8 protein-coding genes, 1 tRNA gene and 1 pseudogene are annotated in these 11,730 nt (G+C 69.3%); 2 read left to right on the forward strand and 8 right to left on the reverse strand.

What is annotated here, in order from left to right:
* Window positions 1-107 precede the first annotated feature (107 nt).
* Window positions 108-877: pseudogene (locus tag ACWCYO_RS38550) on the reverse strand (transcriptional regulator).
* Window positions 878-996: 119 nt separating this feature from the next.
* Window positions 997-1,071, reverse strand: a tRNA-Leu gene (locus tag ACWCYO_RS38555).
* Between the two features lie 96 nt (window positions 1,072-1,167).
* On the opposite strand from ACWCYO_RS38555, the gene ACWCYO_RS38560 reads away from it, so the two are divergent.
* Entirely contained in the window at window positions 1,168-1,824 is a 657-nt protein-coding gene (locus ACWCYO_RS38560; protein WP_270147635.1) for an ANTAR domain-containing response regulator, read from the forward strand.
* A gap of 62 nt (window positions 1,825-1,886) precedes the next feature.
* On the opposite strand, the gene ACWCYO_RS38565 is transcribed toward ACWCYO_RS38560, so the two are convergent.
* The 6 genes from ACWCYO_RS38565 to ACWCYO_RS38590 all read right to left on the reverse strand — a co-directional run bounded on the left by ACWCYO_RS38565 (window position 1,887) and on the right by ACWCYO_RS38590 (window position 8,738).
* Window positions 1,887-2,603 (reverse strand): ABC transporter ATP-binding protein, encoded by a 717-nt coding sequence (locus tag ACWCYO_RS38565; protein WP_270147637.1) that lies wholly within the window; start codon window positions 2,601-2,603, stop codon window positions 1,887-1,889.
* The gene (locus tag ACWCYO_RS38570; RefSeq protein WP_270151312.1) at window positions 2,600-3,421 is read right to left on the reverse strand and encodes an ABC transporter ATP-binding protein; all 822 of its coding nucleotides are present in this window, start codon (window positions 3,419-3,421) and stop codon (window positions 2,600-2,602) included. The genes ACWCYO_RS38565 and ACWCYO_RS38570 overlap by 4 nt, the downstream gene beginning before the upstream one ends.
* 8 nt (window positions 3,422-3,429) lie before the next feature.
* Window positions 3,430-5,364: a branched-chain amino acid ABC transporter permease gene (locus ACWCYO_RS38575; RefSeq protein WP_270151313.1), complete on the reverse strand. Its 1,935-nt coding sequence runs from the start codon at window positions 5,362-5,364 to the stop codon at window positions 3,430-3,432.
* A gap of 5 nt (window positions 5,365-5,369) precedes the next feature.
* Entirely contained in the window at window positions 5,370-6,299 is a 930-nt protein-coding gene (locus ACWCYO_RS38580; RefSeq protein ID WP_270147639.1) for a branched-chain amino acid ABC transporter permease, read from the reverse strand.
* A 150-nt stretch (window positions 6,300-6,449) separates the two neighbouring features.
* Window positions 6,450-7,694, reverse strand: coding sequence for a branched-chain amino acid ABC transporter substrate-binding protein (locus ACWCYO_RS38585; protein ID WP_449786806.1), 1,245 nt, complete (start codon window positions 7,692-7,694; stop codon window positions 6,450-6,452).
* 579 nt (window positions 7,695-8,273) lie between these two features.
* The gene (locus ACWCYO_RS38590; protein ID WP_030281858.1) at window positions 8,274-8,738 is read right to left on the reverse strand and encodes a PaaI family thioesterase; all 465 of its coding nucleotides are present in this window, start codon (window positions 8,736-8,738) and stop codon (window positions 8,274-8,276) included.
* Between the two features lie 244 nt (window positions 8,739-8,982).
* Here ACWCYO_RS38590 and polA point away from each other — a divergent pair, with 244 nt between their 5' ends.
* Window positions 8,983-11,667: a DNA polymerase I gene (gene polA, locus ACWCYO_RS38595; protein WP_270151314.1), complete on the forward strand. Its 2,685-nt coding sequence runs from the start codon at window positions 8,983-8,985 to the stop codon at window positions 11,665-11,667.
* Window positions 11,668-11,730 lie beyond the last annotated feature (63 nt).

Genomic DNA, 11,730 nt, shown 5'->3' on the forward strand with positions numbered 1-11,730 from the left:
TCCGGCTGGAGTGCGCGGTGCTCAAGGCGGTCGCCGTCCGCTTCGTGATGATGCGCGACGAGCAGGCCCAGCTGCGGGCCCGCCAGCGGATCGTGGCCGCGCCGCTGTCAGTACTTGGGGCCGATGTGGGCGTCCATCAGGGCGACTGAGTCCTTGCGGGCGATGGAGATGTTCATGGCGCCGTCGGACCGGGAGGCGGCCTTCCACTGGACGCCGACGGCGTCGAGGGTGCCGGTGAAGAGGCCGATGATGTCGGCTGAGGTGTTGGTGAAGAAGTAACGCGGGTACTCGTAGCGCTTCGAGACACCACCGACCGTGCGGGTCGCCCAGTTGGTGATGCGGCAGCCGTCGGAGTGGATCAGGCCGCGCAGGAACTCCCAGGGGTGGGCGTCGACGATCTCCTGCTGCCACTGCGTGAGGAGGATCGACCGCAGGTGCTTCGGGCCGGGGCCGTGCTGCGGGAAGAGGCAGGGCCAGTGCTTGCTGGTACTGACGACGCTGGTGCACCCAGGCGCGTGGACCCGGTTGACCTTGTTGTGCGGCATGACGGCGGAGACGGCGCGCTCGCACTCGTCGATGAGGCCGGGCCAGGCGTCGCAGCAGGCGATGCGGAGGGCGTAGACCTGGCGGCGGCCCTGATGCAACCGTCGCCGAGGTAGAGGCCGAGTAGGTAGGCATAGTCGGCGCGCGGTCGGGACGGATCGAGTCGCCCGTCGCGGACTGGGCACTCGGCGGTCATGCGCGGGCTGGGCACGGCACCGGATGCCCACTCGCGGATCGCAAATCGGGATATTCCGGTAGCACGGCTGACTTGGCGGAAGGTTAGGCCGGACGCATGGAGGTCGAGCGCGCGCTGGCGCATGGCCATGTCGTACATGTGACCGAGATTGCATGGTCGAGTGGCCATTGGCATTCAAACAAGCAGGGCTTCACCCGACCGGGTGAAGCCCTGCAACTGTTGGACCGTCTTGACCTTCCTTCGATTCGAAGGAAAAGTGCCCCGAGTGGGATTCGAACCCACACTGTATGGTGTTTGAGACCATTGCCTCATGCCAATTGGGCTATCGGGGCCTACGAATCGAAGTCTACGACCCCGACCGAGTAACTCAAACATACCGTGTCTAGGTACCCTCGTGCATGCAGTACCCCGCCGGAACTAGGAGCCCCGTGAGCACCGCCGACGAGCAGGCACAGCCGCTTGAGACCGATACGCCCCAGATCACCCGGATTGTGATCGCCGAGGACGAGGCGCTGATCCGCCTTGACCTCAAGGAGATGCTCGAGGAGGAGGGGTACACCGTCGTCGGCGAGGCGGGGGACGGGGAGACTGCGGTACGTCTCGTGGAGGAGCTGAAGCCGGATCTGGCGATCTTCGACGTGAAGATGCCGGTCCTGGACGGGCTCTCCGCCGCTGAGCAGATCCATGAGAAGCACCTAGCGCCGGTGCTGATGCTGACCGCGTTCTCGCAGCGGGAGCTGGTGGACCGGGCTCGGGACGCGGGGGCGATGGCGTACATCGTGAAGCCGTTCTCGAAGTCCGACCTGGTGCCGGCGATCGAGATGGCGGTGTCGCGGTACACCGAGATGCGGGCGCTGGAGAAGGAGATCGGGGATCTCACCCAGCGGCTGGAGACCCGGAAACTGGTGGACCGGGCTAAGGGTGTGCTGCAGACGAAGTTCGGGCTGACGGAGCCGGCGGCGTTCCGGTGGATCCAGAAGACCTCGATGGACCGGCGGATGACGATGGCGGCGGTGGCCGAGGCGGTCATCGAGGAGGGCGAGGCCCAGGACCGCAAGAAGGCGGAAGAGGGCAAGTCCGAGTAAGGCGACACGCAGCGAGGGCCCAGCAGAACGGTTTCTGCCGGGCCCTCCTTGTATGAGGCGGGTCAGTCCTCGCCGAGGTAGGCCTTGCGGACGGACTCGTCGTGCAACAGGTCCGCGCCGGTGCCGGAGAGGGCGATGCGGCCGGTCTCCATGACGTAGCCCTGGTCGGACAGGGACAGTGCGGCCTGGGCGTTCTGCTCGACCAGGAGGATGGTCGTACCGCTCGCCTTGAGCTCGACGATGGTGGACATGATCTTCTGCATCATCAGCGGGGAGAGGCCCATCGAGGGCTCGTCCAGCATCAGCAGCTTGGGCTGGGACATCAGGGCCCGGCCCATCGCCAGCATCTGCTGTTCGCCGCCCGAGAGGGTGCCGGCCGCCTGGCGGCGGCGTTCGCCGAGGATGGGGAAGAGGGCGTAGGCCCGTTCCACGTCCGCCGCGATGCCCGCCGCGTCGGTGCGCAGGAAGGCGCCGAGGAGGAGGTTCTCCTCGATGGTCATGCGGGGGAAGATGTGCCGGCCTTCGGGGGAGTGGGCGAGGCCGAGGGCGACGATCTTGTGGGCCGGGACCGTGCTCAGGTCCTGGCCGTCGAAGGTGATCCGGCCGGCGGTGGGTCTGAGGAGGCCGGAGAGGGTGCGCAGGGTGGTGGTCTTGCCGGCGCCGTTGGTGCCGATGAGGGTGGTGACCTCGCCCTGGTTGACGGTGAAGCTGATGCCCTTGACGGCTTCGATCTTGCCGTAGGCGACGCGGAGGTCCTGGACCTCGAGGAGTGCGGTCACTGGTCGGTCTCCGTAACGGTCTCCGGCACGGCGGGGGTGCTGTCTTCGAGCGGGGCGCCGAGGTAGGCGGTGATGACGCGTTCGTCGTTCTGGACGGTCTCGCGGTCGCCCTCGACGATCTTCTGGCCCTGGACGAGCACGGCGGTGCGGTCGCAGAGGTTGAAGATGAACCGCATGTCGTGCTCGATGACGAGGACGGAGACGCCCTGGTCGCGGATGGCGAAGACGAGTTCCTCGGCGGCCCGGGTCTCCTGGGGGTTCATGCCGGCGGTGGGTTCGTCGAGGAGCAGCAGGCCGGGGTCGGAGGCGAGGGCGCGGGCGATCTCGAGCTTGCGTTGTTCGCCGTAGGGGAGGTTGCGGGCGAGGTGGTCGGCCTTGTCGGCGAGGCCGGTGAAGGCGAGGAGTTCCATGGCCTTCTCGCGGCTTTCGGCCTCGGCGCGGTGGTAGCGGGGGGTGTGGAGGATGGCGGCGAAGATGCCTTCCTTGGTGCGGCTGTGTCGGCCGACGAGGACGTTCTCGAGGACGGTCATGTTGGCGAAGAGCCGGATGTTCTGGAAGGTGCGGGCGATGCCGGCCTGGGTGACCAGGTGGGGTTTGGGGGGCAGGACGGTGCCGCGGTAGCGGACGGCGCCTTCGGTGGGGACGTACAGGCCGGTGAGGCAGTTGAAGAAGGTGGTCTTGCCGGCGCCGTTGGGGCCGATGAGGCCGATGATCTCGCCTTGGCCGACGGTGAGGGAGACGTCGTTGACGGCGGTGAGGCCGCCGAAGCGCATGGTGACGCCGGTGACGTCGAGCAGGGGCGCAGCGGTGGTGGTCATCTGGCGGGTCACGCCCCTGCCTTGGTGAGTGCGGTGGTGTCGTCGCCGGTGGGTTGGGCGGGGACGGCGGTTTCGTGGAACTCGAGTTGTTGGCGCCGGTTGGGGATGAGGCCTTCGGGGCGGACGCGCATGAGGATGATGAGGGCGGCGCCGAAGGCGAGGAGTTGGTAGTCGGAGAGGAACTGGAGTTTCTTCGGGATGAGGAAGAGGAGGGTGGCGCCGGCGAGGGGGCCGCTGATGGTGCCCATGCCGCCGAGGATGACGGCGGCGAGGAGGAAGGCGGAGTTGGGGGGGAGGGCTTCGGCGAAGGTGTACTGGTCGGGGGTGACGGTGTAGCTGACGTGGGCCTGGACGGTGCCGGCGAGGCCGGCGAGGCAGGCGCCGAGGGCGAAGGCGAGGAGTTTGAGGCGGAAGCCGTTGATGCCCATGGCTTCGGCGGCGGTTTCGTCCTCGCGGATGGCGACCCAGGCGCGGCCGATGCGGGAGTTGCCGACGCGGGCGAAGACGAGCACGACGAGGGCGGTGACGAGGAGCATCAGCAGGTAGTAGTTGGAGAAGCGGCCGAGTTCGATGCCGCCGATGGTGTGGGGTTTGCCGAGGTTGAAGCCGAGGATTTCCAGGTCGGGGATGCGGGGGATGCCGTTGGAGCCGTTGGTGACGTTGGGGCCGGTGGTGCCGTTGAGGTTGAGCATGGTGATGCGGAAGATCTCGCCGAAGCCGAGGGTGACGATGGCGAGGTAGTCGCCGCGCAGTCGCAGGGTGGGGGCGCCGATCAGGACGCCGAAGATCATGGAGACGGCGGCGCCGGTGAGCATCGCGGCCCAGAACGGGAACTGGACGTGGATGGGGGAGGCGGGGGAGCCGGAGACCAGGGCGGCGGCGTAGGCGCCGACGCCGAGGAAGGCGACGTATCCGAGGTCGAGCAGGCCGGCGAGGCCGACGACGATGTTGAGGCCGAGGGCGACGGTGGCGAAGATCAGGATGTTGGTGGCGACGGAGGTGTACTGGTCGCTGCTCTGGGTGAACGGGAAGCTCGCGGCGGCGGCGAAGGCGGCGCCGGTGGTGACGGGGCGGTACTTGACGGTGAGTGCGCGCATCCGGCCGAGCAGGCCGGACTTGGCGAGTGCGGCGATGGTGGGGAGGGCGAGCAGCAGGTAGCCGATGAAGAGTTCGCCGTACTCGGTGTCGATGCCGAAGGTGATGGCGTAGAGGCCGAGTCCGAAGGCCAGGACGATGAGCAGGACCTCGGCCCAGGAGGGGAGTTCGCGCGGGGCGGGGACGGGGCGTTCGATCCTGCCGAGGCGCAGCCGGCTGTTGGCGAGGTGGCCGAGTTGGAGCAGCAGGACGGCGCCGGCGGCGATGGCGAGGGCGCCGGCGAGGGCGGTCATCACGGGGGCGACGGGCTTGTCGCCGGGGATGGCGTGGGCGGCGAACCAGCCGATGGGGGCTGCGGGCAGGAGCAGGAAGAGTCGCTTGTCGAGGATGCGCAGGGGTACTTCGGTGCGTCGGTCGAGGGGGAGGCCGAGGGCGCCGAGGATGCCGATCAGGCCGCCGGCGGCGAGGATCCAGCCGCCGGGTTCGAGGTTGGCGAGGCCGCCGAGTTCGACGGAGATGGCGGCGACGGAGTAGGCGGCGACGGCGAGGGCGCCGGTGGCGGCGTAGAGGACGGCGTTGTTGCTGCGGGTGGGGGCGGCCCAGCGCAGGCCGGGGGTGCCGCGGGTGGCGAGCAGCAGGGCGAGGGTGAGGATGCCGGCGACGAGGGCGAGCCATTGGAGGCCGGCGGGGGAGCCGTAGTAGGTGAGGTCGCCGGGGAAGTCGCTGGTCCAGGTCCAGGAGGTGGCGGCGGAGGCGGCGACGGTGAGGGCGCCGAGGCCGGTGAGGGCGGTGGCGGCGGTGGTGGGCAGGGGGATGACCGGGGTGGTCTCGGTGCTGGTGGTGGTCATGGTGGTCACGCCCTGTCCGCGACGCGCTCGCCGAGCAGGCCCTGGGGCCGGACGAGGAGCACGAGGATGAGGAGTACGAAGGCCCAGGCGTCCTTCCAGGCGGCGCCGCCGAAGAGGTGCATGCCGGGGACGTGCTGGATGTAGCCGGTGGCGATGGTTTCGGCGAGGCCGAGGGCGAGGCCGCCGAGCATGGCGCCGTAGATGTTGCCGATGCCGCCGAGGACGGCGGCGGTGAAGGCCTTGAGGCCGAGGATGAAGCCCATGCGGAAGTCGACCTGACCGCTGCGCAGTCCGTAGGCGACGGCGGCGACGGCGGCGAACGCGGCGCCGATGGCGAAGGCCATGACGATGATGCGGTCGGTGTCGATGCCCATCAGCTTGGCGGTGTCGGGGTCCTGGCTGGTGGCCTGCATGGCGCGGCCGGAGCGGGTGCGGGTGACGAACCAGCCGAGGGCGAGCATGCAGAGGGGGGCGGCGATGATCAGGAAGAGGTCGCTGCGCTGGATGGTGACGGAGCCGAGGCTGAAGGGGTCGCCGGGGATCTTGGGGAAGACCCGGGCCTTCTTGGCGTCGGGGTAGAAGGAGAAGACGAGTTGCTGGAGGAAGATGGACAGCCCGATCGCGGTGATCAGGGGGGCGAGCCGGGGGGCGTTGCGCAGGGGCCGGTAGGCGAAGCGCTCGGCGGCGACGGCGGTGAGGGTGGAGACCAGGATGCCGGCGATCAGCATGAGGGGTAGGGCCAGCCAGAGGGTGGTGCCGCCGGGGAGGGCGAGGTAGGCGGTCAGGGCGCCGAAGCCGCCGACCATGACGATCTCGCCGTGGGCGAAGTTGATGAGCTGGACGATGCCGTAGACCATCGTGTAGCCGATCGCGACGAGTCCGTAGAGGGCGCCGAGGATCAGGCCGTTGGCCAGCTGCTGCGGTAGGTCGTGCACCGCTGGGCCTCCGTAGTGCGTTCGGGGGTGTCCGCGTGGGGTGGTGGATGTGGGGGCGCGCGGGGGCACTCGTGGCGTCCCCGCGCGCTGGTGGTGCGTCGGTTGTCGAGGTGGCGGGTCAGCCGTTGAACGGGTCAGCCGTTGAACGGGTCAGCCGTTGAAGGTGCCGGACTTCTCGACGGCCCACTTGCCGTCCTTGACGGTGTAGACGGTGAGCTGCTTGTTGGTGGTGTCGCCGAACTCGTCGAAGGAGACCTTGCCGGTGACGCCGTCGAAGGAGATCTTCTGGACGGCGTCGCGGACGGTCTTGCGCACGCCGTCGCCGGTGGGCAGCTTGCCGTTGTTGTTGGCGACGACGTTCTTGACGGCTTCGATGATGGCCCAGGCGCTGTCGTAGGAGTAGCCGCCGTAGGTCTCGTAGGCGTCCTTGTAGCCGGCCTTGGCGTAGTCGTCGATGTACTTCTTGGCGGTGTCGAGGGAGGCGACGGGCAGGCCGACGGCGGTGGCGAAGTCGCCCTGGCTCTTGGGGTTGAGCTTGATGAACTCGTCGCTCTGGATGCCGTCGCCGCCCATCAGGGGGATGTTGACGCCGGCGTCCTTGAGCTGGAGGGACAGCGGGCCGGCGACGGGGTATTCGCCGCCGTAGTAGACGGCGTCGGCGCCGGAGGCCTTGACCTTGGTGACGATGGCGGAGAAGTCGCGGTCGTCGGGGTTGACGTGTTCCTCGCCGGCGAGGGTGCCGCCGAGCTTGGTGAACTCGCCCTTGAAGGTGGAGGCGAGGCCGGCGCCGTAAGTCTTCTGGTCGTCGATCAGGAAGACCTTGGTCTTCTTGGCGTCGTTGTAGAGGAACTGGGCGGCGAAGGGGCCCTGGACGGCGTCGGTGGTGGCGGTGCGGAAGTAGGACTTGAAGGGGCGCTTCTTGTCGCCGGTGGCCCACTTCTCGCCCTGGCTGAGGGCGACGCCGGTGTTGGCGGGGGAGATCTCGGTGAGGCCGGCGTCGTCGAAGATCTGCTGCATGGACTGCGCGACGCTGGAGTTGAGCGGGCCGACGACGCCGAGGACCTTGGGGTCGCTGACGAGCTGGGTGGCGTTCTGCTGGCCGGGGGCGGGCTTGGCGGTGTCGTCCAGGGCCTTGATCTCGAACTTGACGCCGGGGACCTCGTTGGTGGCGTTGGCGTTCTTGACGGCGAGGTCGACGGAGTTGCGGATGCCGAGGCCGAGGGCGGAGAGGTCGCCGGTGAGCGGGGCGTCGACGCCGATCACGACGGTGGTGGAGGCGTTGTTGTCCTTGCCGCCGGCGGTGTCGCCGGACTTCCCGCCGCGGGAGCCGCAGGCGCTGAGGCTGAGGGCGCCGATCACGGCAATGCTCACGACAATTACTGAACGATGACGCACGAGGGTCCCCTTCGGTTCAGGAGGCGCCCGCGCCGGTGGCGGGAGCCGGGATGCGCGGAGGGCCGGGCCCATTCCGGATGGCGCGGTGACTGGCCGTGACTCTAGATGTCGTGGGGCGGCTCGGGCAGTGGTGTGAGCAGGCTGTGATTCTCTTGTTATGAGCACACGTATCATTCGTCTCAGCATGTGGTCGTTCCGGCTCGATCGATCCTGAATTGCCGGGCGCCTACTTGCTGGTAGATGGATGTAAGGCCCAGAAATGGGGGTTGCAGCTGGCATCGTCGATAATCGGACGTCGGCGTCCGGTGTGCTGCTTTCGACCGTGCACGTCCGCATTGCGGACAGCGAGGGTGTGACGAAGGCGCTCCGGGGCCCCTTGGGGCCCCGGAGGCGACACTTGCTTGGATTTCCTACTTGTTACGTAGCGTCACAAGTGTGGGAGGCGCGTCGATCGCGCCCGGACATGCCGACGCCCCCTTGTCCGGACCGACGCCTGCCCAGGCGGATGGATGGTCAAACAAGGGGGCGGGAAGGGGACTTGATGTTCTCGGTGCTGAACCGGCCGGACCTGAAGGCCCGTTACAGGTCGCGCAGCATGCAGGTCAGCCGGCAGCTGGTGACCCGCTTGCCGGTGTCGTCGGTGATCGCGATCTCGTAGGTGGCGGCCGTGCGGCCCTTGAACACCGCCGTCGCCACCCCGGTGACCAGACCGGAGGTGGCCGAGCGGTGGTGGGTGGCGTTGAGGTCCACGCCCACCGCGTACCGGCCCGGGCCGGCGTGCAGCATCGCGCCGATCGAGCCGAGCGTCTCGGCCAGCGCCGCCGAGGCGCCGCCGTGCAGCAGCCCGTACGGCTGCTGGTTGCCCTCCACCGGCATGGTGCCGACCACCCGGTCGCCGGAGGCCTCGACGATGCGGATGCCGAGCTTCTCGCCGAGGTGGCCGCCGGAGAAGGTCTCCGGGCTCACGCCGAGCTTGGCGAAGTGGTCCAGCACGTCCTGCGGGACCTTCAGGACGGGGGCGGTGTCGGGGGCCGCGTCGGTCATGGGGAGCTCCTGCCGCTCGGGGGTGTCACGTCGTCGTGCTGCCTGTGATCGTACGACCGTCCTACTCACTGGTACCGGCGGTACCGGGACTGGCGCGGCTTCCGGGCGTGCCCCTTTTGTCGGTGCAGGGCCATAGGATCGGTGACCGGTAGTGGAATCGGCAGGAACGGACGTTGACGTGGCTACGCAGAGTACGGACAAGGGCGCGACGGGTGGCGGCGGGGCCGGCCCGCGACCCCGGCTGATGCTGCTCGACGGGCACTCGATGGCCTACCGGGCCTTCTACGCCCTGCCCGTGGAGAACTTCAACACCTCCACCGGCCAGCCCACCAACGCGGTCTACGGCTTCGCCTCGATGCTCGCCAACACCGTCCGGGACGAACAGCCCACCCACCTCGCCGTCGCCTTCGACCTCTCCCGGCAGACCTTCCGCTCCGCCGAGTTCCCCGACTACAAGGCCAACCGCGCCAAGACGCCGGACGAGTTCCGCAGCCAGGTCGGCCTGATCGGCGAACTCCTCGACGCCATGAACATCCCCCGGATGACGGTCGAGGGCTTCGAGGCCGACGACATCATCGCCACCCTGGCCACCGCCGCCGAGGCGGCCGGCTACGACGTCGACATCGTCACCGGCGACCGCGACTCCCTCCAGCTGGTCACCGACCACGTCACCGTGCTCTACCCGACCAAGGGCGTCTCCGAGCTCACCCGCTTCACCCCGGAGAAGGTCACCGAGAAGTACGGCGTCACCCCGCGCCAGTACCCCGACCTCGCGGCCCTGCGCGGAGACCCGTCCGACAACCTGCCCGGCATCCCCGGCGTCGGCGAGAAGACCGCCGCCAAGTGGGTCAACCAGTTCGGCTCCTTCGACGAACTCGTCTCCCGCGCCGACGAGGTGAAGGGCAAGATCGGCGAGAAGCTGCGCGACAACCTCGACTCGGTCAAGCGCAACCGGGTGCTCACCGAACTGGTCCGCGACGTCGAACTCCCGCTGGGCGTCACCGACCTGGCCCGCCGGCCCTTCGACAAGGCGGCCGTCGGCACCCTGATGGAGTCGCTGGAGTTCCGCAACGCCAACTTCCGCGACCGGGTCTTCGGCATCGACCCGTCGGCAGGCGTCGAGGAGGCCGTCGAGCTCGCCCCCGGCGTCGACGTCGACGGCGAACTGCTCACCGACCCCGGCACGCTCGCCGCCTGGCTGCGCGAGCACGCCCGTGACGGCAAGACGCCGGTGGCGCTGGCCGCCGTCTACCAGTGGGCGCTCGGCACCGGCGAGGTCACCGAAGTCGCCCTCGCCGCAGGAGAGTCCGCCGCCTGGTTCGACCCGGCGCTGCTCGCCGAGGAGGACGAGCAGGCCTTCGCCGGCTGGCTCGCCGACCCGGCCGCCCCCAAGGCCCTGCACATCGCCAAGCAGGTCATGCGCGCCTTCGCCGAACGCGGCTGGACCATCGCCGGCGTCGTCGCCGACACCGCGCTCGCCGCCTACCTGGAGAAGCCCGGCCGTCGCACCTTCACCCTCGAGGTCCTCGCCGAGGAGTACCTGGCCCGCTCGCTCACCCCGGCCCCCGCCGCCGAGAGCGGCCAACTCGCCTTCGACGCACCGGAGGAGGACCCGGCCGCACACGCCCAGGCCCTCATGCTCCAGGCCCGCGCCGTGCTCGACCTCGCCGCGCTCTTCGACACCCGCCTCGCCGAGGTCGGCGCCGCCGGGCTGCTGCACGACATGGAACTGCCGATCGCCGCGCTGCTCGCCCGCATGGAGCGCTACGGCATCGCCGCCGACCGCGACTGGCTCACCCGGCTGGAGAGCCAGTTCGCCGCCGAGATCCAGCGCTGCGTCGAGGAGGCCCACGCCGCCGCCGGGCACGAGTTCAACCTCGGCTCGCCCAAGCAGCTCCAGGAGATCCTCTTCGGCGAACTCGCCCTCCCCAAGACCAAGAAGATCAAGACCGGCTACACCACCGACGCCGACGCGCTCACCTGGCTGGCCACCCAGACCGACAACGAGCTGCCCGTCATCCTGCTGCGCCACCGCGACCAGGCCAAGCTGCGCACCACCGTCGAGGGCCTGCTCAAGACCGTCTCGGCCAAGGGCCGGATCCACACCACCTTCAACCAGATGGTCGCCGCCACCGGCCGGCTCTCCTCGCAGGACCCGAACCTGCAGAACATCCCGGTCCGCACCGAGGAGGGGCGCGCCATCCGCCGCGCCTTCGTCGTCGGCGAGGGCTACGAGTCGCTGCTCACCGCCGACTACTCGCAGATCGAACTGCGGATCATGGCCCACCTCTCCGAGGACGAGGCGCTGATCGAGGCCTTCGCCTCCGGCGAGGACCTCCACACCACCGTCGCCTCCCAGGTCTTCGAGGTCCCCGGCGCCGCCGTCGACGCCGAAATGCGCCGGAAGATCAAGGCGATGTCCTACGGCCTCGCGTACGGGCTGTCCGCGTACGGGCTCTCCCAGCAGCTCGGCATCAAGCCGGCCGAGGCCCAGGGCCTGATGGACACCTACTTCGAACGCTTCGGCGGCGTGCGCGACTACCTGCGCCGGGTGGTCGACGAGGCCCGCGCCACCGGCTACACCGAGACCCTGCTCGGCCGCCGCCGCTACCTGCCCGACCTCAACAGCGACAACCGCCAGCGCCGCGAGATGGCCGAGCGGATGGCCCTCAACGCCCCCATCCAGGGCTCGGCCGCCGACATCGTCAAGATCGCCATGCTCCGGGTGGACGACGCGCTGCGCGCGGCCGGGCTCAGCTCCCGGATGCTGCTCCAGGTGCACGACGAAATCGTGCTCGAACTGGCCCCGGGCGAGCGCGAGCAGGTCGAGGCCATCGTCCGCGAGCAGATGGCCGGCGCCTACCCGCTGCGCGCCCCGCTCGACGTCTCCGTCGGCGTCGGCGCCGACTGGGAGGCCGCCGCGCACTGACGCGGGGCGACGGGTCCTCACCGTGTTCGGCCGGTTCGTCATGGTGGTCATCGTCGCGTGGGG

This window comes from Kitasatospora sp. NPDC001683 (assembly GCF_053596495.1).